Genomic DNA, 23681 nt, shown 5'->3' with positions numbered 1-23681 from the left:
TTTCATTAAAAACAAAACAACATGCCAATTCAAACATTAAACACGATAAAAAAATGGTTTAAAACCGGTCTAAAGCCTACTCAGGAACAATTTTGGGATACTTGGGATTCCTTTAGACATAAAAATGAAAATGTGCCTATTCAAGATATTGAAAACCTTGAAACAGTACTTGATGCAAAAGCTGAAAAATCGGAATTAGACAATCATACAACCAATGCAAATGCTCATAATGAATTATTTGCGACTAAAGAAGATAAAACCAGTAAGGGAATTGCAAACGGATATGCGCCATTAGATGAATTTTCTAAAATTACAGCTCAATATCTTGCTATAGTAAATGACCTAGTTACAGATAGCAAAACCTCTTTATTAAGTGCTCAACAGGGAGTGGTTTTAAAAAAACAAATCGACGAGATTAAAAATTTACTTGCGTCTGATAATGCTAATTTAAATACTGTTCAGAAAATTGTAAATTATATTGAGGAAATCCAGCTTTCATTAAGCAACATTTTGATAAATGACCTTACGACAGGTGGAACTGCAAAAGCATTAACAGCCGAAATGGGTAAAAAACTTAATCAAATTAAGTTAACCGCAACAATTGCTACAGATGTCGAAACTCAAATTTCATCGGCAGTTGCAGAAGATAACAAAGTTGTTAGTCGTTCAAAATTATTTAATTGGTGGAAGTGGGTTGAGAACACAGTTCTACATAAAACAGGAAATGAAACTTTTACTGGAGTTAAAACCGCTACTAATTCAGGAACAACAGACGTGGCTGGTTTAAGTTTATCTAACGAAGCTGGTCCAGGAAGTAAGGTTTTTGAGCTTATAAACATTCAAAATGGTATAGGACAAAGACATTATAATTATAAAAATGGAGTTGGGTCTTTCGGCTCAAATCATGGAGAAGGAGTTTTGCAAGTTTTAAATAGTCTAACAGAATCAACAGGTGATCTTTTGCAGTTACTAAAAAATAATGTAATAAAAACACGGTTTGATCAAAATGGAAGGCTATTAATTAGAATTGGATCAAATGAAATTGACAAGGGAATTAACGTTACAGCTGATGGCGCATTAGGCAGTAAAGGCATTTATGTATTAACAAGCACTGTATCTGATGGAATAGTTGTAGACTCTGTAAATTCTGGTATTGCTCAAGTTTTAAATAGTACTGGCTCATATGCTACTGGAGATTTATTAGTTTTTAGAAAAAATAGTATCACGACTTCAAAATTTGATCAAAACGGTATATTAACTCTTCCATATTTAGTAATTCCAAGCAAAACATTAGTAACCACTCCTGTTAACGGAGCAATTGAGCGTGATGAGAATGGGCAACTTTGGGAAACTCACAACGGAGTGAGGTCAAGATTAATAACAGCTTCAGACGACCTTATTTTACTGGCTTACAAATCTCCAAACACTATTCAAACAAATATTGCTGGAGCTGTTTCTGCAATCGCAACTAACACATCTAGCTCTACAATTATAGGAAAAATTGGAAATAATTCATTTTTAAGATTAAATGCTTTAAATGAAATTTATTACCCATCTGAAAATAAAGGAACAGTCCCTCCAATGATAGCCAAAACCGAAGTTTTCTTAAAAATAAATAATGGATTATTTGCTTCATATTATAAAGGAAGCGATCCTGTTAATCAAGTAAAAATCATGGAGTTTTCGGGATTAAATAATAATGGATTTAAAAACTATCAAAATCCGATAGTGACCAACATCCAAAACCAGGATCCACTAATTGCTCAATGGTCAACTATTCAACTAGTTGTTCAAACAATAAATAATGGCACTACAACCAATGCTGATGCCACATACTATTTACGTGATGCAGACAATACCCGAACTTTTGGAGCAAATGAAGCTTCTTTTAGTTTTGTTTTTGTAAATACAGTAGTTTTTGCAGATGCTACAAATGAAGAAAAATTGAATACGGAAAGAACAATAAGAGTAAATAATTATGCTCTTTATTTAGAAACAATCAGATAAAAAATAAATCATGTTACAACAAAAAATTTCAAACAACACTCAATTTAAAGAAGTAGAAAGAACAATCCAAATTGCAGGAATTGCATTAAACTTTGACGCTCAACTCCTTGACATATATTATCGAATTAACTATTTCAAAAATAGTACAGATTTAAGTCAAATGTTTTCTCAACAAGTCCCAGAATGGCATATTGATAATAATCAGAGAATTTTGGTTCGAGATGAAAACTTTAATCCAATTCCGAATCCGGAATATAAGGAACAAAAAGATCAGGAAGGAAATATTTTAAATGATACTGAAAAGTTTTTGACCGAACCAGCTTTCGACTATGTTTCTAATATCATGTTAAATACTCCCGCCAAATTAAGCGATATTCTTAGAAATTACATTATTGAACAAGACAATGATGGTCGTTTTAATTTTTAGTTTATGGGGATTATTTTATATCTCATAGCTGTATTACTTTTTTTACCATTAACGATTATTAATATAATTGTTGTCATTTTGAAGAACGCAAGAACCAAAGGTTTTTTTAGAACCTTAAATCGATACTTTTTTACTGGCGCCATTGGTTTGGATATTTTCGCAAATTATGAATTTCGGACTCTCTGGAATACATTTCTGCGAAAGAAAACTGGTTATCAATTTGGTATGAAAGGTGAAACAATTTCAAGCGCACTTGGCAAAAATCAGAAAGATAAAACATTATCCAGTGCAGGCTGGATCCTTGTCTATTTTCTTTGGGCTGTAGATTATCAGTATTGGAAAAAAGGCGGACATTGCATCAATTCAATTATTTAAGAACCCTTATATTTTTTCTTTAAATAAAAACCGTTAACAATGAGAGACAAAATCCCTTAATTGTTAACGGTTTTCTATTCTACTGAAACTACAGAATACAGAGGTCTTTTTTTTCGTTTTTTAGTGTTCTTCTCACCTACTTTTACACCCTCAAAATTAAATAACAGCATTGCTTTTACATAAAGAAATCTACTCCTGTTATTTCCAAAGCATTTTCCAAAAGAACATATTATTAATTCAATTATAACAAATACCACTATGAGTTATGTATTATCAAAAGGTATTAGAAAAATACCTAAAATTCCAGACAAAATTTATTTAAAAACCTATCTAAATCTGAAATCATCCCCCTAAAAAATCCAAAAACAACAACTTAATTAGACATTATTATCATGGCTATACAAACATTAAATACCATAAAAAGCTGGTTTAAAACCACCTTAAAACCTTCTCAACAACAATTCTGGGATACTTGGGATTCGTTTAGACATAAATTTGATAAAGTTCCTGTAGAAGAAATTGAAGGAATCGATGAATTGTTGAATACAAAAGCAGACAAAATTGCTTTAAATGATCATATTGCCGATATAAATGCACACGCTTCTTTGTTTGAACCAAAGGAAGACAAATCACAAAAAGGTATAGCTCACGGGTATGCACCTTTAAACAATTTTACAAAATTAGCAAGTCAATATTTAGACATTGTAAATGATTTGGTTTCTGGAGGTTCATCTTCGCTTTTAAGCGCTGAGCAAGGAGTACTTTTACAAAATCAAATTAACAACATAAATGCCATTTTGGCTTCAGACAATCTTAATCTAAGTACTTTTCAGGAAGTTGTTGATGCGATCGAATCAATTCAAACTTCTTTGAGTACTTTTCTAGTAAACGATCTTACTACAGGCGGAACTATGAAGGCGTTGACAGCTGAAATGGGGAAAATTTTAAATGAAAACAAAGAAAATAAATCACAACGAGGTGTTGCAAATGGTTATGCTCCTTTGGATAGCTTTACTAAAATTTCAAATACTTATCTCAATATTGTAAATGACCTCATTACTGGTGGAACAGATTCATTATTAACTGCCGAACAAGGAAAAATTTTAAAAGAAAAAATTGACGGCATCAATGCTGTTTTATCTTCAGATAATATTAATCTTGATAGTGTTCAAGAAATTGTTGATGCAATAGAAACCATTCAGGCTTCTTTAAACACTATTTTAGTAAATGATTTAACCACAGGAGGCGCAACTAAAGCGTTAAGTGCAGAAATGGGCAAAACTTTAAAAAGTTTAATAGATAATTTATCAACTCCAGCCATTCCTACATTACAAGAAGTATTAAAATCCGGAAATACATATACTAACCCTTACACCATGAGTGGTCATATGTGCGAAGTCCAAATATCAGACAATTGTTTCAAACACTCACTAAATAATAGTGATGGGACATTAGTTAGTAAATTCGAAAAGCTCTGGGACATGTATAGCTTTATGAGCAGAAGTGTTTCTGAAGCCAATCCAGCATATCATACCTTAAATTTGGATCAACGTGACGGACAAGGAATTAAATTTATATCAACAGAGGGGTCTGATTCAGGAGAAACACGAGCAGCTTTAATTCTCAATCGATTAGGGGTTCATATATCTACAGGATTTTCAGCTTGTCTAAGAACAAATAATTTAACAGCTGTAAGAACTTTTCAATTTCCTGACAAAACAGGAACATTAGCAACCACATCCGACTTTAAAACCATCAATGGAAAATCAATTATTGGTGAAGGGGATATTTCTACTAACGACAATAACGCATTGCACAAAACTGGAAATGAATCTAAAGAGGGTGATCTTAATATAATAGGAAATCTTACCGTGTCAGAATATCTTGGCATAACTGGAAGCATTGAAATAACTGATCTAGATACATTTCCTCGCCCACCAGAAACCAATATTATTCTTGATAAAAACGGAGATCTTACAGCTAAAAACTTTATAGGCAGATCAATAGTTTCTTATTCAGGAGAGTTTTACAGCAATGTGAAAATTGGGGATTCAGTTAGCAATGAAAACAAACTAGAAGTTAACGGAACTATTTCTAGCAATGGAATCAAAATTGGAATTGCAAATACCGAATCCTCAGATACAATATTTGCCAATACCCCTGTTGGTTCTCAAAAAACAATAACTGGAAATAGCATTCAAATAGCAGGAGCCACGGGGGACTATTTTTTAGAAACATTCAGATATAATGCTTCCGATTACGGAATGCAGAGAATTACATTTACATCTACAGCTTCAGCTGGTCGCTTTTTTATAAGAACATTAACCGCAGGAGCTTGGTCTGCATGGATTGAAAAATAATGAACTGACAAATTAAACAATAAAAAACTTTCAAAACTCTCAATCTTTTACAGTAGATCTATTAGCAATATTAATCTCAAATTAACTTATATGAACAAAGCAAAAATTACAGTAGCTATTAGTCTTTTAATTGTTTTGACAGGATTAATTGACACCAAATTCGATCTTTTGCAAGATGCAGGATTATCATTGATCACAATCAATAGAATTAAATTGGTAGGTTTATTTTTATCGGCTACATTATCTAGTATTATTCCATTGTTTTCTAAAGAAGAAATGTAAAAAAGATTGTAGAACCATAGAATTATTCTACTCCAATAAAAATATCCCAGGATCATTAGAAGAATATAAATTCCCTATTGATTCTGGGTGTTTTTTTTATAAAAATGCAGCACTTTATTTTCTACTGAAACTACTGAAAACCAAGCACTAATTTTTCTTTTTTCGGCTTCATATATCCTACTTTTACATACTCTAATTCATCTATTAGAATTCCCAAAACACACACGATTACACGATTTACTTTTAAGATATTTTCCTAAAAGTCAGCACTTCAATTGCATTAATCATTCAAATAATTATATCAACTTTTAAATATTTATCAATCATGGATTACGTACCAAAAGATTTAGGAGAAATGCCTAAAATACCCGACATGAGCAACTTTAAAAATCCTTTGGAGTCACAATCTTCAGGAAGCATTTTTATTGAAAACTTCAATATTACTCCTTCAGTTTCAACTGAAAAAAGTGAAAGTTTAGCTGAAATCATAAAAAAAGAAAGCAAAGACAGCTGTATTTAATCTATTAAAAAACAAAATAATGACAGACGAAATATTTATTCAAAACCTTAAAGAAAAACACGGTCAGATATTAAAACTTACTTCTGATGATCAATCAATTACAGCTTATTGCAAAAAACCAACTTTCGAAATCTATCTGAAATATCAAAACTTATACAAAGATAATCCACATGAAGCGATTCTATTTTTATTTAAAGAATGCCTACTTGAGAAAGAAAATTATAATGACGAGTTCATGCTTGCTTCAGGAAACTCAATCATCGAAATGATCAAAAAAGATAGCGAGTTTACAATTAATGCGACTCCACAAAAAGATGAATTTAAAAAATCTGCGGCGCTTATTCGATATGCTTTTCAGGTCGATCCATACAAATTTCCTATGGATGAGTTTTATAAACTTCTTGAGGAAGCACTCTGGCTGCAAAAACACATTGACAACAGAATGGAAAACACTATGATGGCAGCTTTTGCCAAAACATTTTCAAACTAAAAATAAAAAACAAAATCATTATGAAATTCAATTTTAATGTAAACGAAATTTTAGAAACCAAAGACATCGAATACAGCGGTATTAATTACAACGAATCTGAATCTAAGGATTTTATTATTGACAAAACTGGCGGTGAATTTAATCTTCGTGTTTTCGCTCCTTTGGTTTTTGAACCTCTAGTAAAAAACGACCTCAACCTGCCAAGTTTAAGAGTCGATGCTGTTACTGTAAATCTAAGTCGTTCTAAAATTATTAAAAAAGAAGGCGTTGAAGGAAGAGATTCAACCATTAAGGAACATATTACAAATGGCGATTTTAGTATTTCTATTGAAGGTTTAATTGCTAATGAAACTGGAGACGAATATCCGAAAGAAAAACTGTTCTTATTGAAACAATTTCTTAATGCTCCATATTCGTTAAGAGTAACGCACGCCATTTTAAACCGATTTGGAATCTATGAATTAGTTATAGATTCTTATTCGATTCCTTCTATTTCGGGAACAAAAAATATCCAAAAATTTACGGCCAGCGCCACATCAGATGAAACTGTCGAACTAATAATCAGAGACAATGCTTAAACTCAATGCCAAAATTAAAGTTTACGAAACTGTACGCCTTATTCCCACGACTAAATTTTATGAATTCAATTATGTCAAAAACGTAAACATAAACAGTTCGTACAAATCACTTACCGATACGGCAACTATTGTAATGCCTCAGAAAGTATATACAGACACAAAAGGATTTGATCAAAGTCTGTTTACAAATGCCAGCGGAGAAGAAAAAACAATTCATGATTTTTTTAAACTTGAAAGTTATATCGAAATATTTTTAGGATACGATGGCGATTACAAACCTGCTTTTAGGGGTTACATCACAGGAGTTCAATCAGACACTAATGCTGTAATAACTTGCGAAGATGCAATGTATGCTTTTAAAAAAGTAAAAGCAGTAAAAGACAATGATGTTCAAGATAAAAAGGACACTCTTAATTTTGTTGCCATAAATCCAGCCACAAATGTTGACAGTTTTAATCCTAAAACATTTTTCGAAAAAAGGATAAAGGAACTGAAATTGCCTTTTAAAGTCAACGCTTTAGATGAAAATATTGGGAATATTATCGTTAATAGAAATCATAGTTTGGCTCAGGTTTTTGAAATGCTGAAAGACAAAGGAATTTACACCTATTTTAAAACCGAAATAACTGGTCCTGTTCTTACGATTACCAATAATCCGCAGCAACACACAGCCAATGAATTATCAGGTTTTATTGATCGTAATTTTATCAAAAGCCCATTGGCCGGTGCTCTTGTAAAAAAACTGATTAATGAAGGCTTAAATCTTCTTGCTTCACAATTAAACAAAGCCATTCAAGCGGTTTCTGGTGGTTTTTCTGGGAGAGTAAATTTCAAATTTCGTCATAATATTATCGAAGATAAATTGGTTGTTGTCAACGAATCAAGCAAAAATACACGAACTAGAGTTGAAAAATATTTTAAGAATTCAAACAGTCCGATTTATGTAGAATTAGGAGATCCTAACGGTCAGCTTTTAAAAACACATGTTTTACATAGTGATAATGAAAATCTGCCTAATGATCCAGCATTATTTGAAAAAACAACAACAGAAATCGCTTCAGAATTATATCAATACGGCGCTTTGCGAGCAATGCAGTCTAAACCAAACGGTTTTGAAGGTTACATCCTGACTTTTGGAGAACCATTTGTGCGTCCGACTGATAAAGTGATTCTTGAAAATGCAAAAGACAAAGAGAAAAACGGAACCTTTCAGGTTGAAAAAGTAGAACGCAGTTATGGCGAAAACGGCTATAGACAAAAAATTTATTTAGGAAGAAGAGTCGAATCTGTATAAAAATTGAAAATGGGAAATATAAAAGATTTAATAAAAAATGTTGCCAGCAGTAATCAGAATATTGAAACTTTTGCGGCCAAAGTAATCGAAATAAACAAGGAAGAAGAGTCTCTCCATAACCCAGAAGATGCTTATACTGTAAATATTATGCGAGCTGATGGTGCCATCATTAAAAATGTGCGCCTAAAAGCATCTATTCAGGATCTGGAACAAGGAATTATTACGATTCCTAAAAAAGACAGCTGGGTTTTGGCTTCTATTATTGATGGTGTTGAAACTAGAGCATTTATTTCGCAATTTTCTGAAATCGAACGTAGTTTCATCCGTCTCAAAAATGATAACAATCAGTACTTAGAAATCGATATTGATGCTGATAAATTCCAAATGCTGTTTAAAGAAAAAGAAGCAGGACAAAACGACAAAACCTCAACAGCAAAACCTTCTTATAAAAGTATTGCACAAATAGAATTCTTCGGAAGAAATCCACATATCAGCGCTTCTTTTTATGATGAAAATGGGAAAGAAATTTCTAAAAACAGTTTCAGCATCAATGGCCAATATATCAGTATTAATGAAGGCGCTACTATTTTTAATTTGCAAGATAAAGAAGCAAAAATAACTATAAAAGATGGTTTTGAAGCCCTTATTTCTGATACCAAAACTTCTTTTAAAAAAGGCGATTTAAATTTTGAAATGGATGATAAATTTAAAATTAATGCTGGAAAAAAAAACCTTCTCACTGAATTAGAAAATATTATAACCGAAATTTCAAACATTGTAGTTGTTCAGGGAGTTGGTCCCAATGTAGGAAACTTAATTACAATCAAATCCAATTTAAAAAATTTATTAAAAACTTAAGAAAATGGCATTAGCAACACCTATACTACAACAAAAAATATTAGAAGCATTAGAAGCAAGTTCAAAAATAAGCGTTGATACCGATAGTAGTTCTGACAATTCAAACCAATCTGATAAAGCACGAAAAGATACAGCTGAAGCGTTAGCAAAAGCTATTGAAGCATTTGTAAAATCTGGTACTGTAACCACTACAGTAACAACAACTGGGAGTGCGTCGGCACAAAGCGGAACAGGAACAGGGAATATTTCATAGTTCATTACAATCAATCATAAAAAAACACCTCTTGTCATTAACGGCAAGAGGTGTTTTTTTGAATTTTCTTGAAATGATAGTTATTAATTCAACTTCTTTTTCAAAGCTTCTTCCAATTCAAAATATTTACTTTCGAGTGCATGAAGCTTTTCATAAATATTGATTGGATCGGGCATTTGTCTGGATGCATACATACTTGCATACCAAACTTCTAGAATATCTTCGGCATAAATAGAATACATCGGATAATTTCCGTCTCGGTTATCAGATTTTAAGATCAATTTTCCGCTTTCTCTAATTCTGTTTAAAACCCTTTTTACCACTACTCCATCATTCTTGCTGACAATTACATAAATTCTTCCGTCAAGAATATCATCAAAATTATCTACATATTTTCCGAAAAGGTAATCACCATCGTGTATTGTAGTTGACATCGAATTTCCTTTAATCTCAAAACACCTGTACGTTCCGTTTTTAAGCATCGGCATACTAAAAGAAGGAAGGCTTTCCATATATTCAGGATCGGCATATCCGTCTAGATAACCTGCTCGGGCTTTTACTCCAACAAAGTTGATGTTTTCATCGCCTTCTTCATTTACTGTTATAATTTTGGGTACATGCAAACTAACAGCATTACTACTAGATTTGTTCGCAAAAATATCTTCACTGTCTCCAAAAAAATAATCCGGGTTTACATGACAATGTGTAATAATACTTTGGAGAAGATCAAAACCTGGTTTTGTTCTTTTTCTTTCTCCATCGGCTTGTAATCTTCCAATTGTGATACTGTCTATAGTTGTGCTTGTAACTCCAATTAACTTTGCAAATGAGTTGTTATTCAACTTCATTTCGTCTATAATACGTTTTATTTTATCATGTATTTCCATGTTGCAACTCGTTTATTATATTATGTAATATGTTTTACTTAAAGCAAAACTTCAAGTATATGTTGCAAAACTACACAATATATGGCTAATAATCATAATTTTAAATAAAAATTTTATAAAATACTGATTATCAGTACGTAAATTTTAACAAAAATAGGAACTATCATACATATTCATAGTCAAACAGTTAAATCATATTACTGAAATTACTGCATATTTATGTGTAATATGTTTGTAAAAATAAAACATATGTTTTATATTTGCTTAAAAATAATCCAACATATGATTTTAAAAGAATTTTATAACGAAAAGAAAAACGCCATTGAGACAGAATTTAATTCTGATGCGTTAACAGTTCACTTATATAGTGATACTGTTTTTAAAACATCTATAGAAAAACCTATAGTAATGTTTAAGTATGACAATATATCTTGGGAAACATCTTCTGAAAAAAACTATAAAGCCGATGTTTCTTTTTGCCTTTATGTTGTAATGCCAATCGGAAGTGCTCTTTCTCCAAATTATGAAGCCGTTTTTGAAATTGCGCAACGCATTGATAAATCTATATTATCAGTAAATAACAATAATTCACTTATTGATACTAATTCGACTTTTAAAGTAAAAGAGAAACAATGCACCAATGAGTATGACTATTGGAATAAAAATGATTATTTCATTTGGGAGATTGCTTATAAAACGACTTTAATCGAAAACACTTTAAAAAAGAAATACATCCTTTTCAATAACGGATTGAGTAATGAAGAATTGGAAGAACTAGGATACAATATAACTTCAGATATAATCGAAATAAATCCAAATCAAGTTGAAGGAAATGTCGATTTAAGCACCAATATTTAGTCTGAAAGAACTGCAGCACAACTATACAAAGCCATTTGAAACAAAAAAATAAACATATATTCTAAACCGAAAAATCATGAAAAGAAGCAGAACATTATTAGACAAAAGGAGAGATTATGTTATGAACTATATTAACTCTAATCAAGCCAAACAAATGAAAGTTGTAGTTGCAGAACTTTCAGACACTTTGTTCCTTACAGAACGCACTATTTATACGATTATAAACGAAGGTCTTGCTACAGAAGCAAAAGCATAAAGCACTGAAACTACTGGCATTGGCACTTCAAAAAATTGGAAAACCAAACATTGAGCCTTAAATTTGTTCTCACAAACAAAAGATAATTTTACCACTAGGCCTAAGGTAAAATTGAACCTAAAGAACCAAAATATTAAGAAGGTTCAAATTTAGAATCCAGAAATTTTGGATTAGAAAATACAATCACATTTTCAAATCATAACATTCATATTAACAAATTTAACTATTTGTTACAGCCCTTCTTTTGCATTTTCTGAGCAAAACCCAAAGACACATTTTTAAACATTTAAAACAATTTATATTATGAGTACATTAAACGATGTAGTAATTACCAAATTATCAGGCGGATTAGGAAGAAGAAATCCTGAGCAGGATATGGTTTCAGGATTGCTTTTTAGCGGTCTAGAAACTTCTAGTTTAAAATTTGATACAATCAAACGCATTGCTTCCCTAGAAGATGCAGAAGCTCTAGGTATCGATGAAAGCTACGACATCAACGGACAATCTGCTTATTATCAAATTCAACAGTTTTTCAGAATGAATCCTTCTGGCGATTTATATGTTATGCTTGTAGGCACAGAAGTGTATGGCGATACTGTCAAAAAAGCAATGAGCATGCAAGAAAAAGCAAATGGAAACATTCGTCAAATGGCAATTATCTTTTCTGGCGATACCACATTTGCTCAAACAAAAGCTGCATTAGCGATTGCACAAGAACAAGCAGATCTTGCTTATACCGATTATATGCCATTTGAAATCATTTTAGAAGGAAAAGGTTTTAATGCTGCTGTAGAAACAGATTCACCTTCTTTAGCTTTACTAAACTCAGAAAATGTTTCTGTCGTGATTGCAATGGATGTTGAAAAAGCTTTTGAACAAAAATTAATTCAACAAGACACCAACAAAGCTTACATTTTGAAATCAGGTGAAGAATTAGTTCCTTCTCAAAGCTCTTCAGACATTTACAACGTAAGAGATGCTGATGGCTTGAAGAAAGATGGTTCTGTTGTTCTTGAATTTGCATTCCAAGAGTCATACAAAAATACTGCTGCTGTAGGATTAGCTTTAGGAGCTTTATCTAAAGCAAAAGTATCTGAAAACATCGCTTGGATCGAAAAATTCAATCTAACGGGCAACGGATTCGCAAAACCAGGTTTTGTGGGCGGAAAAGAAATCAAATCACTTGGAGATTTGAGAACTCTAAACGAAAAAAGATACATTTTTACGCAGACTCACACAGGTTTAGCCGGAGTATACTTTAACGACAGCCACACTTGTACAACTGGAACTTCAGATTTTGCTTATATCGAAAACAACCGTACTGTAAACAAAGCAACTCGTTTATTGCGTACTGCTTTATTGCCAAAATTGGCTTCTCCAGTTTTAGTTGATATTGATGGCAAATTGCCTCAATCTGTTTCTAAAAGTTTCGAAGATTTATGCAGAAATGCTTTAGAAGGAATGGTGGCTAATCAGGAAGTATCTGCTTTTGATGTTTATGTAGATCCAAAACAAAACATTTTAGCAACTTCTGAATTAAAAGTAAAAGCTGAAATCACTCCAATTGGAACTGCCCGCAAAATTATGGTCGATTTAGGATTCAAAAATCCTTTCGGAATCGATAAGGCATAATTTTTACAAAATACAATTCCTAAAAATTAAAACAATAAAGACAGCTAAATGTGATAGTCACTAAACGTTGTCTAAAATATCAAAAACAAACAAAAGCTACACTATGAATAAATTGCCATTAATTAACGGACAACAACACAGCTGGTCATCAATTGAAGTAAGCATTGCAGGTAACATTGTTACTGGAATTACAGCAGTAAATTACAGCGATTCGGTTTCTAAAGAAAATCATTACGGAGCTGGTGATATGCCTGTACACAGAGGAAGAGGAAAATACGAAGCAAAAGCTTCTATCACTTTATACAATTACGAAGTAGAAGCCATTTTAGCAGCTTTGCCAAAAGGACAAAGATTACAGGACATTAACCCATTCAGCATCATTGTAAGTTACTTAGACGATAGTAACGAAGTTATCACACATACTGTAAGAAACTGCGAATTCAACTCAAACAGCAGAGGAATTAGCCAAGGAGATACTAAAATTGCCGTTTCTTTCGATTTGATCTGTTCTCATATTGAGTGGAATTAATCTGTTAGAAATACTTTTCTAAACCATAAAGCTGTTTAAAAACCGACTCAAAAGAGAAAACCAAACTCATTGCGTTACGCAAAAAAGAAGTTCTAAGCAACATGATTTTTGTAGCAAATTATTTTATCAGCTCTTTTAGCAGTCCGTTTTAAACAGTCTAATTACTTCAGAAGACTGCCTTGAGCATTTCGTCCTGAAATACAGCTCAGGCAGTCTCTTTTTTTAATAAAAAAACATTTCAGCATGAAAAAAACAGCTCCAGAAAAAACCGAAGTTCTTGACGGAAATATTACTCAAGCACAATTAAACCAATGGAAATTCAAACATAATAAAGTAGTCAAACTCACTATTAAAGATGATGACGACACTACCCTTTTTGCTTACTTCAAAAAACCAGATATCAGTATTCGTTCGGCTGTATTACAAGCTTCTAAAATGGATGAATTTAAAGCCCTTGAAGTCTTATTCAAAAATTGCTATCTAGGCGGAGACGGTAAAATCGAACAAGAAGATGATTTGCGTCTTAATATCACCACAGCATTTTCAGATCATATCCAACCAAAACCTGTAAAAATAGAAATCCTTTAAAAAAGCATCATTATTTCCCTCTTCTGTAAAAACCAAAATCATGATTAAAACCCATAACATAGAACTAAATGACACCAGCGCTTCAGAAATGGCTAGGTTTAGACAAATTATGCTCAACATTTGGCGACAGCAGATTGAGGATGATAAGAATGCAAAAATAATGGTTGATTCTTTTAAAAATTCACAAATCAGTAATACTGCTTATTTTATTTCTATCGTAGAAGTTATAGATTGTATTAAAAGAAATATTGGACAATTATATCCAAAAATGCTTTTTAGTGATTTTATAGGACTTCCAAACAGTACGCCAGAAAAAACTGGAATTATGTTTTACAACGATAGTCAAGGAACCCAAAAAACAGGAGCCATACATTTAGAATGGAACTATTTTTTAGGGCTAAATTTAATTCCAAAAACTTTTAAACTTAATATAAAAATTGGCAAATATCATACTGAATTTACTTTAGCTATTTTTGATCATAATCTAGAAAAAATTGCGTTCAAATTTATCGTTTACGATTTTGATCACTTTCTTGCATTACTCGACTCATTAGGAGTTGTAATTACTAGTGACGAACAAATAATTATTGATTTATATCATAAAAAGATAAAAGAAGCCAATGGCAACCCAAATAAATTAGATGTAATTTACGAATCGTTGCCAAAAACTCTATTTGGCAAAATGGATGATGATGAACTATATGCGCATCTTAATCTTATTTTAAAAGACAATTCTCTATTTGAAGGGATTATAGCTCCAACAAACCTTGACACAAATGAAGACAAAGCTATTTTACAAATTCTGTATGCAATAAAAGACAGACAACAATTATATGTAAATCTTCGAGACACTGATTTATTGTATACAATCTATTCTAAACTTCATGGTGAAGAAATTCAGGATTTACTTCGTTTTTTAACTCGATTAGTCTCTGAGTTTGACAACACAAAACCAACAGAAACGGTCTATTTTGACAATAGCTATTATTTGTTTAGAGATACTCATATAAAAACAGAATGGTCTGGATCTACACTTTTATTAAATAATTATAAAAAAGAAACAAATGTAACTACAGAATCAAATCATGTGTATGTTCCAATGGGAATTGATAGCAGTGTTTATTCTACACCAAGCCAAAAAGTTCCTAATATCGAATATTACATTAAAAATAAACGATTTAATCCTTTAGAAAAGTTAAACTTCGGAACCAAATTAGGTGAATTAGGTGAGCAAATAGGCGATGACAACACCTTTGTTATTGCTCTTAAAATACACGATATGTCAACCAAACAATCCAACTGGGATTTGTTTAATATCGCAACAGATTTATTGAGCTTACTATCTGCTTATGGTGCCCTACGTGTTGTGTTAGCAAAAGGAGCGCCCCTTGCCGCAAGAGCAATCGCTGGTCTTGTATTAGCAAAAGATACAGCTCATTATGCAATGCTGAGTAACGAAACTTTAGAAAAATGGCATGAAAACGGATATGGCTGGCTGGCCAATCTTTGGATTGCCTTTAGCGTAACTACAGACCTCGCTTCTTTTGGACTGCCCAACTTATCTAAAATCGCTAAAGAAGGAAAAATTGCCGCCGAACTTGCAGAAACTGCAGAAGACGCAAAACAAATAAAAAGAGTTGCTGATGAAGCCAATAAACTTGTAAAAGCAGAAACAGGGAAAGATGTTTCTAAAATGACTAAACAAGAATTTGATGACTTTTTAGATTATTTATCAAAATGGGAAAATAAAACAGTAAGTCGAGTAGGCTATTTAGGTGCTAAAAAATTATCAAAAAAAGAATTAAATACCTATATTAGAAAAATAAATGAAATGTCAAATGGAAAATCAAAATTAGTAGTAGTTCCAAAAGGACATGAAATTTTACAAGGCAATAAAGCAGGCTTTCATCCGTTTTCTGGTACATTATATGTTGAAAAAGGAGCAACAGAATATGAAGTGTTTCACGAGTTTAAGCATTTTGAAGAATTTAGAAAAATTGGGAAAGATGAGTATCTTAAAGGTGCTAGTGATATTACTCAAAATGATGTATTGGATGCTATTCGAACTTATAAAAGAGAAAAATATGTATTTAATGAAATTATGAAACACAAAAGTAAATTTAACGATGAACAAATAAAAGATGCTCAAGATTATATGAAGAGAGTAATAATAAAATGTGAAAGGTTAAATATTGACATTAATGATATTAAATAAAAAAATATGAATCCGAAAGAACAAATAATTGAAACATTGAAAAAATGGATTACACAAACAAATATAATTTCTTATGATGATCGTATTGGCTTGGATTGTGGAGACAAGGAATTAACAGAATTGAGAGATAGGACAACAAAGGAAGTTTATGTGGTATCTTTTAAAACAAAAAGTACTAATATAGAATATAATGAAAAAGGAGAAGTAGTTTCTTTTTTTGAAGGAATGTACTGTTTTGCCTATTTCGATGCAGAAACATTAGAATTACTTTACATACACAAAAAAGCTGGTTATATAGAAGTTGATGGTTCATATTAAATTAAAAAAAAACATTATTATATGAATCCAAAAGAACAAATAATCGAAACATTGAAAAAATGGATTACACAAACAAATATAATTTCCTACGATGAGCGTATTGGCTTAGATTGTTGGGACAAAGAATTGAAAGAATTACGAGATGGAACGAAAAAGCAAATTTATGTCGTATCTTTTAGTACAAGGAGCAAAATAGGATATGATGAAAACGGAGAAATAAATTTTTTTGTTGATGGAATGCTCTGTTTTGCTTATTTCGATGCAGAAACATTAGAATTACTTTACATACATAAAAAAGCAGGTTATATAGAAGTTGATGGTTCTTATTAAATTTTTAAAAGAAAAGAAATGGGAAATCATATATATAGAAATGGAGAATGGATTTTTTTAAGTAGTATAACTACTAAAGACAAATCATTCCAAGAGTTACATTCTGTCGATCTTATAGATAAATTCTGGGGAAGTAATAAAAATCTAGATTTAAAATATCCTTTTATTTTAGATTTATTAAAAGAAATTATTCCAGAAAAAGCAAATAAAAATAACATAATAGATATTGAATTATCAACTGAAGAAACTTTAATTAAAAAACATTTTTGAACGTGAAATAAATCACATTCTATTTATTAGAAAACCTGCTAAAGACGGTTATACTATAATTGTCTTTGATAAAGAAATCAAAGTTGACACAAAGAACCAAGCTGTGACCGATGGTCGCTTGACGGCTTTTAATGATATTTATTTGATAGCTAAAGAATGCCTAGATGAGAACAAACCAATGTATTTGAGTATTGACTGATATAGTTTTTATTATGAATCCAAAAGAGCTAGTAATTGAAAATTTAAAAATCTGGATCAAAAAAACAAACATTATATCTTATGACAAGGATATTGGCTTGCAATTTTGGGATAAAGAACTGAGAGAATTAAGAGGAGAAATAAAAAAAGAAGTGTACGTTATCTCATTCAAAACAGAAGACAAAATCGAACGGAATAAAAACGATGAGATTATTTCCTTATTTGAAGGAATGTATTGTTTTGCTTATTTCGATGCAGAAACATTAGAATTACTTTACATACATAAAAAAGCTGGTTATATTGAAGTTGATGGTTCTTATTAACCAAACATTATCGCACCTCTTAATCATAAATCATAAACCCGTTTTTCAGTTTTAGAAATACGGGTTATTTTTTTATAATTTCACTCCATAAAACACCTTCCAAAAAACATTCTTTCATCTACTGAAACTACAGTTTTACAGAGCTATAATATTTTCAAAACGCTTTATTTAGGCGTATTTTTACAGTCTAAACAAAACCGCATTTTAATCTCAAAATGAGGTTATAAAAAGAATTTTTTCAATTCTAAAAAACTCAAAAACACAAAAAATCTTACCGCCAATTTAATACCGTGATTGTTTTTCAGACAATTGGGAAAGGCTTTTATTCTTAAATCATTAACAAACATAAACATGGATCAAACAACAAAAAAACACATTGATTTGCTTCATCCTTCAGTAAGAGAAGAGGTTACCAAAATTATCGAAGAATGTGATTTGGCACTTACTGGAAGAGCTAAAGTACGCATTACTCAAGGACTTAGAACTTTTCAGGAACAGGAAGATCTCTATGCTTTTGGCAGAACCAAACCAGGAAAAAAAGTAACCAATGCAAAAGGCGGACAATCGATTCACAATTACGGATTTGCAGTAGATATCTGTTTAATCATAGATGGCAAAACTGCTTCTTGGGACACAGCAAAAGATTGGGATGATGACCAAGTTTCAGACTGGCAGGAATGCGTTGATATCTTCAAAAAACATGGATGGAACTGGGGCGGAGATTGGAAAACTTTTAAAGATCTTCCGCACTTTGACAAAAAAGGATATGACGATTGGAAATTGCTCAGCAGACTGAAACGTGACAGAAAAAATTATGTAATTCTATACAAATAATCATATGAAACATTTTAAACAACTTGCTTTTTTAATTGCTCTCTCTTTTATTACAACTTCTTGTGATTCAACCAGAACTGCTTTATTCGATCCTTATTCGTATCAAAAAACAACAGAAATTAAAGTGGAAGCCATTAAAATTATGGATAAAGCTATTACACCTTATCAAAATCACAAACAAGAAATTGAAGCCCTTTTTCTAGAAATTGAAAAGCTGCAAGAATACGAAAAAAACAAACCGAATAACGAAATTACTTTTGCGATGTGGCAAGTTCTTAGTAATAAGGAAAAAAATCTATTAGCAGGATTCTTTAAACGTTGGGAAAGTAAAGAAGTTTTATCTCCTCTCTTTATTGATGAATCTAAAAAACAAATTTTAAGTGCTATCGATCTGCTTATTCAGTACGAAATCAACAAAGACAAAGAATCAAAAGAACAGCTTTTAGAACTAATCAATCTTAATTCTTAGAAAATGAACAACAATAATTTAATACAAGAAATAAAAGAAAAAATAAGGCTTCTTATAGCTGAAAGTTATAAAGATTTTAAACCTGGACTGGAAAAGGATTTGAAAACTTTTTTAGAAACATCTGCCGAAAAACTCGAACGCTGGACTATTCTTTATGCCAATGAAGGAATTAATGAAGAAGAACTAGAATGGCTCTTAAAAAGTCAGGTAGATTTAATTTCACTTCAAGCATTACAAACTGCCGGAATATCAAAAATTAAATTAAATGCTTTTAAAAACAATATTCTAAAATTGATTTTTGAAATTATTATCAGCTTAGTTGTAAAACGCTCTTAAACCACTGAAATACAGCAAAAACATCTTACTAAAACTACAGAATCTGAAGCTCAAAAATCTTGATTAAGACAGAGGCATGATGTATTTTTACAGTATCAAATCCGATGAAGATGGCGCGCAAATTCAAAGGAAAATCCACACACATTTTTAACAAACAATCCCTTAAACAGTAACAAAATATGAAAGATTTTATCATAGATGAAGATCTACTAATTCAAGGCGGAGACTTCGCTATTAAAGATTCAGATCAGCAAAACATAGAACATTTACTGCTAAGCCAAAAAGGAAGTTACAAAGAATTTCCAATTCTTGGTGTAGGAATTAAAAAATACATCAACAGCCCTGATGCAACTTCAAGGCTTCGACTAGAAAACGAAATAGACAAACAATTATCGTATGACAAATTTCATGTAAAAACATTAGATGTCAACGATTTACAAAACATTAGAATCGATGGAAACTATTAAACCACAAGAAAATCAAAACATTTTTGACATTTCTCTACAAGAATATGGAAGCATAGAGAAAGTATTTGACATTTTAGAAGACAATGACCAATTTGATCTTACAGAAGATCTTTCTGTTTATAAAGATTTAAAAACAGGAAGAGATGCTTTTAAAAAAGACATTGTTGAATATTATAATTCAAGAAATCTAAATCCTGCAACTGCTATTACAGACGAAGAACAATATTTACTGGATAACTTCTCAGGAATTGATTACATGATTATTGAAGATGATTTTATCATTTACTAAAATCTATAAACTTTAATTCTTAGAATTACATTGTTTCAAATCCTCTCTTTTAGGAATCTCTAAAACGAAAACTACAACCCTGTAGTTGAAAACCAAAAAATTACAAACAATTATCCATAAGCATATTTACATGTCTTACAGGCTAAACTATATCTAAAAAACAAAATATGGCACGTACAATTGCTGAAATTCAGAACGAAATTCTGATTGAAAAAAAGAAGCAAAGTTCCCTCAACGGCTTAAATAGCGACTCAAAAACAAGTATCTGGAGACTTTGGACAAATATCGTAGCGACGGCTATTTGGGTACATGAAAAAATAGTAGAAAAAAATGCCTTAATATCAAGACCTCATACTTTAAATTGGTATCGAGAACAGGCATTAAATTTTCATTACGGTTCTCCATTAGACCCAAACTCCACTGAAATGTCTTTGATTTGGAAAGATGGCTCGTATCAATTTGATACTACAGGTCTTTCTGAAGCTAAAATTGAAGAAGCTAAAATTATAAAATACTGTGCTGTAAGCGAAGTTGATCTTGAGACAATCCTAAATCCTAAAAAAGATAATGTAGAAGAAATCTTTTCCGACTATTTTCATAATAAAGTTGGCGTAGTCTTTATCAAAGTAGCCACTCAAAAAGGAGATGCTATTTCTAGAATTGATGTTCCTAATGAACTTTTTGCTTTCAAGGAATATATTGCAAAAATTAAGGATGCAGGAAATCAGGTCTATATTACTTCAGACGATGGTGACATCTTAAAACTAAATCTAAATGTTTATGTAGATCCTTTGAGTATCTATATTAATCCAAAAGATGTAGAATATTACAAACTAAAAAGTTTACAAAAACCAACTAAAGAAGAACTTGCTAAATTGGCAGAATATGAATTGATTTTAGAAAGCAGTCCATTAGATTCTGCTAACGGTTCTTTAATTTTAGACAGAGGCATATTTCCTGTCATTGATTCTATAAAAGAACATCTTAAAAATATCGAATTCAACGGTGCATTTGTCAAAACGTACTTAATTGATTCTATCCAAAAAGCTGAAGGTATTAAAATCCCGATCTTGAGTAAGGTTGAGACTTCGATTGCAAAAAATCCTAATGACATTGAAAATCCAGATTTAGCTGATGTTACTCCAATCGAATATTTCATCCCAAAAGCTGGATATTTTGATTTGGATGCCCTTCAAGTTCAAGTGAACTACATTCCTTATACGTTTTACCGAGATAAACAATAGTCTAATACTTTTACAATGAACAAATACACCGTTTTAAAGTGGGAAAAACTTCTTTTGTGGCTGATCCCTCCTATTCTCAGAAAAAAAATACATGTTAATTGGCTTGATGTTTTGCTTACTCCGCTTCATTCCTTATATGAAGATATTCTTTATAAAATGCAGCATACTGGACAAGTTATTTATTTGGAAAAAGTACTGAATGAAACTTTTAATATCGCAAAAAATTACAATCCAAATTTCAGCATCGAAGAAAAACGACAAGAAGGATTAATTTATATAGATGAATCTATCAGACCTTCCTTGCAATATCTGTACCTCCATAAAGAGTATTATAATCCAGATAAAATTTTACCAGATGGAAAGAAAGCTAGAGATATAAGAATCCCATTGCTTGAAATTTTTAGAAATAACGAGTATAATAACAAAGACCACAAACCTATTTATTTAGCGCATCGGGAAGATTACACCAAAATTTCTTATGCTAATTTCAGAGTTTTTATACCAGCAGCTTTAGTCGCAAATGGAACCATAACTGCCGAAACAAAATCAGATTCTCTTACATCCCAAACAGAAGCAATCAACATTGTTTCTTCAGAATATCACAATCTTCTTAACTTCTATAAACTAGCTGGAAAAAGTTATGAAAGTTATTGTTATTCTGTAAAAAAACAACTCGAAAAATAAAAACAATACATCTACATCTTATAAATAATAAAAAATGAAACAAGTAAATTTTAGTCATCCTGGAGGTTTTCCTCTTGAGCAGGAAACTTTAGAAAGACTTCAAACAGCATACAGATCTGAATTGTATGAAGCTATAAAAAGTCATTTAAGTATTTTACCAGAAACAAATTATCTTATAGCCCATGCTCAAAATGGCAAACAAGGTTGGGCTGTTATTCATCAAGATGGAGAGGGAATCTTATACCCTATTACTTTCCCCATTACTAGTGGCATAACAAATTATTTAAAAACAACCAGAACAACCACAAATCTAATTTATGGTGACGGAACCTCCCAAAAAGCTTATACAGATTATCAAGCAGAATATGTAAGCACCAAAGGAACTCCAATAGTAAATGATACAGAAACTGTAAACTATCATGATTTAGGTACTTTTAAAACTGTAAAAAGTATTCAGGCAATTGAAGAAATAATTGCAGGAATAGATGGCAGAATTAAAACTATTGAAGCTACTATTCCAGTAATAGATAATAGAGTTAAAACTATTGAAACGACTTTACCTACAATAGATACCAGAATTAATACAATTAAAAATGATCTTGAATCCTATCTCCCTTTAGATGGTTCAAAAGCTATGAAGGGAGATCTGAATCTTGGAACTCATCATTTATATTTAAACACTTTAAATGCTGCGACTTCAAATGATTATTTATTAGCAGTAAACAATCAAAACCAAGTGGTTAAAAATAGTACTCTACTTTCATCCTTAACTGACCGTATTGAAACTCTAGAAAAAAGACTAGCTACATCAGTCCCTGCCGGAATGATAGCCATTTGGGGAAAACCAGCGCCATTTCCTGAAGGCTGGGAAGAATATGTTCCTTTAAGAGGAAGAATGCCTGTCGGTTTAGATACAAATGACTCTTCATTTAACTCTTTACAGAATTATGGTGGTAGTAAAACTAAAAAACTTGAGATTAGTGAAATTCCACCGCATACGCATACTTATGATAAAGCTATTGAGGGCAGAGGATACCAAACTAAAGCTGATAAATATCCTTATGGGGATAGCACTTCTGAAGTTTCTGGGTCGACTGGAGAAGGATTACCTTTTTCTATAATGAACCCATACAAAGTTGTCCACTTCATAGAATATACAGGACGTTCCCTTACTACGACCGCATTGACAACACCTCCAAATTTAATAGCCCAAAAAATAGGTGCCACATTTGTCGATTTGTCATGGATCCCCACATACACTAATGCAGGTATTACTAATTATTTGATTTATAAAGACAATGATTTATTTGCAACAATAAATAACGTACCATTCTTTACTGTTAATGGGCTATCCAGAAGTTCATCTTATAATTTTAGCGTAAGATCACAAGATGCTGCAGGAAATATATCAGGCGAAAGTAATACTATACGAATAAAAACTAACTTACTATAAGATATCCAATTAACAATGACCTTTTTGGGGTTTTTACCCCAAAAAGATCTCCTATCT

At 31.5% G+C, this 23681-nt stretch carries 30 protein-coding genes; 29 read left to right on the top strand and 1 reads right to left on the bottom strand.

What is annotated here, in order from left to right; all coding sequences use genetic code 11:
* Window positions 1–21: 21 nt before the first annotated feature.
* The 11 genes from DM397_RS03450 to DM397_RS03400 all read left to right on the top strand — a co-directional run bounded on the left by DM397_RS03450 (window position 22) and on the right by DM397_RS03400 (window position 9444).
* Window positions 22–2007: a hypothetical protein gene (locus DM397_RS03450; RefSeq protein WP_111376204.1), complete on the top strand. Its 1986-nt coding sequence runs from the start codon at window positions 22–24 to the stop codon at window positions 2005–2007.
* 10 nt (window positions 2008–2017) lie between these two features.
* A complete protein-coding gene (locus tag DM397_RS03445) occupies window positions 2018–2434 on the top strand; it encodes a hypothetical protein (protein WP_111376203.1) in 417 nt (138 codons plus the stop codon).
* Between the two features lie 3 nt (window positions 2435–2437).
* The gene (locus tag DM397_RS03440; protein WP_111376202.1) at window positions 2438–2809 is read left to right on the top strand and encodes a hypothetical protein; all 372 of its coding nucleotides are present in this window, start codon (window positions 2438–2440) and stop codon (window positions 2807–2809) included.
* A 392-nt stretch (window positions 2810–3201) separates the two neighbouring features.
* Window positions 3202–5169, top strand: coding sequence for a pyocin knob domain-containing protein (locus tag DM397_RS03435; protein ID WP_111376201.1), 1968 nt, complete (start codon window positions 3202–3204; stop codon window positions 5167–5169).
* A 90-nt stretch (window positions 5170–5259) separates the two neighbouring features.
* Window positions 5260–5451: a hypothetical protein gene (locus DM397_RS03430; protein ID WP_111376200.1), complete on the top strand. Its 192-nt coding sequence runs from the start codon at window positions 5260–5262 to the stop codon at window positions 5449–5451.
* Window positions 5452–5776: 325 nt separating this feature from the next.
* Window positions 5777–5971 carry a hypothetical protein gene (locus DM397_RS03425; RefSeq protein WP_111376199.1) on the top strand — a complete coding sequence of 65 codons (195 nt, stop codon included), beginning with the start codon at window positions 5777–5779 and terminating at the stop codon, window positions 5969–5971.
* Window positions 5972–5990: 19 nt separating this feature from the next.
* The gene (locus tag DM397_RS03420) at window positions 5991–6461 is read left to right on the top strand and encodes a hypothetical protein (protein WP_111376198.1); all 471 of its coding nucleotides are present in this window, start codon (window positions 5991–5993) and stop codon (window positions 6459–6461) included.
* Window positions 6462–6481: 20 nt separating this feature from the next.
* Window positions 6482–7039 carry a DUF6046 domain-containing protein gene (locus DM397_RS03415; RefSeq protein WP_111376197.1) on the top strand — a complete coding sequence of 186 codons (558 nt, stop codon included), beginning with the start codon at window positions 6482–6484 and terminating at the stop codon, window positions 7037–7039.
* Window positions 7032–8333, top strand: coding sequence for a hypothetical protein (locus tag DM397_RS03410; RefSeq protein WP_111376196.1), 1302 nt, complete (start codon window positions 7032–7034; stop codon window positions 8331–8333). Before DM397_RS03415 ends, DM397_RS03410 begins: the two co-directional genes overlap by 8 nt.
* 9 nt (window positions 8334–8342) lie before the next feature.
* On the top strand, window positions 8343–9191 hold the full coding sequence (locus DM397_RS03405) for a hypothetical protein (RefSeq protein WP_111376195.1): 849 nt from the start codon (window positions 8343–8345) through the stop codon (window positions 9189–9191).
* A gap of 4 nt (window positions 9192–9195) precedes the next feature.
* Window positions 9196–9444, top strand: coding sequence for a hypothetical protein (locus tag DM397_RS03400; RefSeq protein ID WP_111376194.1), 249 nt, complete (start codon window positions 9196–9198; stop codon window positions 9442–9444).
* 83 nt (window positions 9445–9527) lie between these two features.
* On the opposite strand, the gene DM397_RS03395 is transcribed toward DM397_RS03400, so the two are convergent.
* Window positions 9528–10331: an XRE family transcriptional regulator gene (locus DM397_RS03395; RefSeq protein ID WP_111376193.1), complete on the bottom strand. Its 804-nt coding sequence runs from the start codon at window positions 10329–10331 to the stop codon at window positions 9528–9530.
* Between the two features lie 282 nt (window positions 10332–10613).
* Here DM397_RS03395 and DM397_RS03390 point away from each other — a divergent pair, with 282 nt between their 5' ends.
* The 18 genes from DM397_RS03390 (at window position 10614) to DM397_RS03305 (ending at window position 23624) form a co-directional block, all read left to right on the top strand.
* Window positions 10614–11189, top strand: coding sequence for a hypothetical protein (locus DM397_RS03390; protein ID WP_111376192.1), 576 nt, complete (start codon window positions 10614–10616; stop codon window positions 11187–11189).
* 76 nt (window positions 11190–11265) lie between these two features.
* Window positions 11266–11445 (top strand): hypothetical protein, encoded by a 180-nt coding sequence (locus DM397_RS03385; RefSeq protein WP_111376191.1) that lies wholly within the window; start codon window positions 11266–11268, stop codon window positions 11443–11445.
* Window positions 11446–11748: 303 nt separating this feature from the next.
* On the top strand, window positions 11749–13077 hold the full coding sequence (locus tag DM397_RS03380) for a DUF2586 domain-containing protein (protein ID WP_111376190.1): 1329 nt from the start codon (window positions 11749–11751) through the stop codon (window positions 13075–13077).
* A 103-nt stretch (window positions 13078–13180) separates the two neighbouring features.
* Window positions 13181–13606 (top strand): hypothetical protein, encoded by a 426-nt coding sequence (locus DM397_RS03375; protein ID WP_008461938.1) that lies wholly within the window; start codon window positions 13181–13183, stop codon window positions 13604–13606.
* 243 nt (window positions 13607–13849) lie between these two features.
* Complete coding sequence (locus DM397_RS03370; RefSeq protein WP_111376189.1) at window positions 13850–14194, top strand: hypothetical protein; 345 nt, start codon at window positions 13850–13852, stop codon at window positions 14192–14194.
* A 40-nt stretch (window positions 14195–14234) separates the two neighbouring features.
* A complete protein-coding gene (locus DM397_RS03365; protein ID WP_111376188.1) occupies window positions 14235–16409 on the top strand; it encodes a zincin-like metallopeptidase toxin domain-containing protein in 2175 nt (724 codons plus the stop codon).
* Window positions 16410–16415: 6 nt separating this feature from the next.
* A complete protein-coding gene (locus DM397_RS03360) occupies window positions 16416–16727 on the top strand; it encodes a hypothetical protein (RefSeq protein WP_111376187.1) in 312 nt (103 codons plus the stop codon).
* A 21-nt stretch (window positions 16728–16748) separates the two neighbouring features.
* Window positions 16749–17057, top strand: coding sequence for a hypothetical protein (locus DM397_RS03355; protein WP_111376186.1), 309 nt, complete (start codon window positions 16749–16751; stop codon window positions 17055–17057).
* An 18-nt stretch (window positions 17058–17075) separates the two neighbouring features.
* Window positions 17076–17327, top strand: a complete 252-nt coding sequence (locus DM397_RS03350) for a hypothetical protein (protein ID WP_111376185.1) — start codon at window positions 17076–17078, stop codon at window positions 17325–17327.
* A gap of 212 nt (window positions 17328–17539) precedes the next feature.
* The gene (locus DM397_RS03345) at window positions 17540–17848 is read left to right on the top strand and encodes a hypothetical protein (protein ID WP_111376184.1); all 309 of its coding nucleotides are present in this window, start codon (window positions 17540–17542) and stop codon (window positions 17846–17848) included.
* Between the two features lie 351 nt (window positions 17849–18199).
* Window positions 18200–18682: a M15 family metallopeptidase gene (locus tag DM397_RS03340; RefSeq protein ID WP_008461932.1), complete on the top strand. Its 483-nt coding sequence runs from the start codon at window positions 18200–18202 to the stop codon at window positions 18680–18682.
* Between the two features lie 4 nt (window positions 18683–18686).
* Window positions 18687–19151 (top strand): hypothetical protein, encoded by a 465-nt coding sequence (locus DM397_RS03335; RefSeq protein WP_111376183.1) that lies wholly within the window; start codon window positions 18687–18689, stop codon window positions 19149–19151.
* A gap of 3 nt (window positions 19152–19154) precedes the next feature.
* A complete protein-coding gene (locus DM397_RS03330) occupies window positions 19155–19487 on the top strand; it encodes a hypothetical protein (RefSeq protein ID WP_111376182.1) in 333 nt (110 codons plus the stop codon).
* A 179-nt stretch (window positions 19488–19666) separates the two neighbouring features.
* Complete coding sequence (locus tag DM397_RS03325; RefSeq protein WP_111376181.1) at window positions 19667–19954, top strand: hypothetical protein; 288 nt, start codon at window positions 19667–19669, stop codon at window positions 19952–19954.
* A complete protein-coding gene (locus DM397_RS03320) occupies window positions 19941–20243 on the top strand; it encodes a hypothetical protein (RefSeq protein WP_111376180.1) in 303 nt (100 codons plus the stop codon). Before DM397_RS03325 ends, DM397_RS03320 begins: the two co-directional genes overlap by 14 nt.
* 167 nt (window positions 20244–20410) lie before the next feature.
* Complete coding sequence (locus DM397_RS03315) at window positions 20411–21487, top strand: hypothetical protein (protein WP_111376179.1); 1077 nt, start codon at window positions 20411–20413, stop codon at window positions 21485–21487.
* A gap of 15 nt (window positions 21488–21502) precedes the next feature.
* On the top strand, window positions 21503–22171 hold the full coding sequence (locus DM397_RS03310) for a hypothetical protein (protein ID WP_111376178.1): 669 nt from the start codon (window positions 21503–21505) through the stop codon (window positions 22169–22171).
* 34 nt (window positions 22172–22205) lie between these two features.
* Window positions 22206–23624, top strand: coding sequence for a fibronectin type III domain-containing protein (locus DM397_RS03305; RefSeq protein WP_111376177.1), 1419 nt, complete (start codon window positions 22206–22208; stop codon window positions 23622–23624).
* The last annotated feature ends 57 nt before the right edge of the window (window positions 23625–23681 follow it).

The sequence above is a fragment of the Flavobacterium nitrogenifigens genome, from assembly GCF_003254565.1.
Classification (GTDB): Bacteria; Bacteroidota; Bacteroidia; order Flavobacteriales; family Flavobacteriaceae; genus Flavobacterium; species Flavobacterium nitrogenifigens.
This window is presented reverse-complemented; position numbering and strand designations above follow the sequence as displayed.

Excerpts from the sequence above, each read along its gene's own strand:
- DM397_RS03450 (WP_111376204.1), top strand. The coding sequence starts at position 22 with ATGCCAATTCAAACATTAAACACGATAAAAAAATGGTTTAAAACCGGT.
- DM397_RS03445 (WP_111376203.1), top strand. The coding sequence starts at position 2,018 with ATGTTACAACAAAAAATTTCAAACAACACTCAATTTAAAGAAGTAGAA.
- DM397_RS03440 (WP_111376202.1), top strand. The coding sequence starts at position 2,438 with ATGGGGATTATTTTATATCTCATAGCTGTATTACTTTTTTTACCATTA.
- DM397_RS03435 (WP_111376201.1), top strand. The coding sequence starts at position 3,202 with ATGGCTATACAAACATTAAATACCATAAAAAGCTGGTTTAAAACCACC.
- DM397_RS03430 (WP_111376200.1), top strand. The coding sequence starts at position 5,260 with ATGAACAAAGCAAAAATTACAGTAGCTATTAGTCTTTTAATTGTTTTG.
- DM397_RS03425 (WP_111376199.1), top strand. The coding sequence starts at position 5,777 with ATGGATTACGTACCAAAAGATTTAGGAGAAATGCCTAAAATACCCGAC.
- DM397_RS03420 (WP_111376198.1), top strand. The coding sequence starts at position 5,991 with ATGACAGACGAAATATTTATTCAAAACCTTAAAGAAAAACACGGTCAG.
- DM397_RS03415 (WP_111376197.1), top strand. The coding sequence starts at position 6,482 with ATGAAATTCAATTTTAATGTAAACGAAATTTTAGAAACCAAAGACATC.
- DM397_RS03410 (WP_111376196.1), top strand. The coding sequence starts at position 7,032 with ATGCTTAAACTCAATGCCAAAATTAAAGTTTACGAAACTGTACGCCTT.
- DM397_RS03405 (WP_111376195.1), top strand. The coding sequence starts at position 8,343 with ATGGGAAATATAAAAGATTTAATAAAAAATGTTGCCAGCAGTAATCAG.
- DM397_RS03400 (WP_111376194.1), top strand. The coding sequence starts at position 9,196 with ATGGCATTAGCAACACCTATACTACAACAAAAAATATTAGAAGCATTA.
- DM397_RS03395 (WP_111376193.1), bottom strand. The coding sequence starts at position 10,331 with ATGGAAATACATGATAAAATAAAACGTATTATAGACGAAATGAAGTTG.
- DM397_RS03390 (WP_111376192.1), top strand. The coding sequence starts at position 10,614 with ATGATTTTAAAAGAATTTTATAACGAAAAGAAAAACGCCATTGAGACA.
- DM397_RS03385 (WP_111376191.1), top strand. The coding sequence starts at position 11,266 with ATGAAAAGAAGCAGAACATTATTAGACAAAAGGAGAGATTATGTTATG.
- DM397_RS03380 (WP_111376190.1), top strand. The coding sequence starts at position 11,749 with ATGAGTACATTAAACGATGTAGTAATTACCAAATTATCAGGCGGATTA.
- DM397_RS03375 (WP_008461938.1), top strand. The coding sequence starts at position 13,181 with ATGAATAAATTGCCATTAATTAACGGACAACAACACAGCTGGTCATCA.
- DM397_RS03370 (WP_111376189.1), top strand. The coding sequence starts at position 13,850 with ATGAAAAAAACAGCTCCAGAAAAAACCGAAGTTCTTGACGGAAATATT.
- DM397_RS03365 (WP_111376188.1), top strand. The coding sequence starts at position 14,235 with ATGATTAAAACCCATAACATAGAACTAAATGACACCAGCGCTTCAGAA.
- DM397_RS03360 (WP_111376187.1), top strand. The coding sequence starts at position 16,416 with ATGAATCCGAAAGAACAAATAATTGAAACATTGAAAAAATGGATTACA.
- DM397_RS03355 (WP_111376186.1), top strand. The coding sequence starts at position 16,749 with ATGAATCCAAAAGAACAAATAATCGAAACATTGAAAAAATGGATTACA.
- DM397_RS03350 (WP_111376185.1), top strand. The coding sequence starts at position 17,076 with ATGGGAAATCATATATATAGAAATGGAGAATGGATTTTTTTAAGTAGT.
- DM397_RS03345 (WP_111376184.1), top strand. The coding sequence starts at position 17,540 with ATGAATCCAAAAGAGCTAGTAATTGAAAATTTAAAAATCTGGATCAAA.
- DM397_RS03340 (WP_008461932.1), top strand. The coding sequence starts at position 18,200 with ATGGATCAAACAACAAAAAAACACATTGATTTGCTTCATCCTTCAGTA.
- DM397_RS03335 (WP_111376183.1), top strand. The coding sequence starts at position 18,687 with ATGAAACATTTTAAACAACTTGCTTTTTTAATTGCTCTCTCTTTTATT.
- DM397_RS03330 (WP_111376182.1), top strand. The coding sequence starts at position 19,155 with ATGAACAACAATAATTTAATACAAGAAATAAAAGAAAAAATAAGGCTT.
- DM397_RS03325 (WP_111376181.1), top strand. The coding sequence starts at position 19,667 with ATGAAAGATTTTATCATAGATGAAGATCTACTAATTCAAGGCGGAGAC.
- DM397_RS03320 (WP_111376180.1), top strand. The coding sequence starts at position 19,941 with ATGGAAACTATTAAACCACAAGAAAATCAAAACATTTTTGACATTTCT.
- DM397_RS03315 (WP_111376179.1), top strand. The coding sequence starts at position 20,411 with ATGGCACGTACAATTGCTGAAATTCAGAACGAAATTCTGATTGAAAAA.
- DM397_RS03310 (WP_111376178.1), top strand. The coding sequence starts at position 21,503 with ATGAACAAATACACCGTTTTAAAGTGGGAAAAACTTCTTTTGTGGCTG.
- DM397_RS03305 (WP_111376177.1), top strand. The coding sequence starts at position 22,206 with ATGAAACAAGTAAATTTTAGTCATCCTGGAGGTTTTCCTCTTGAGCAG.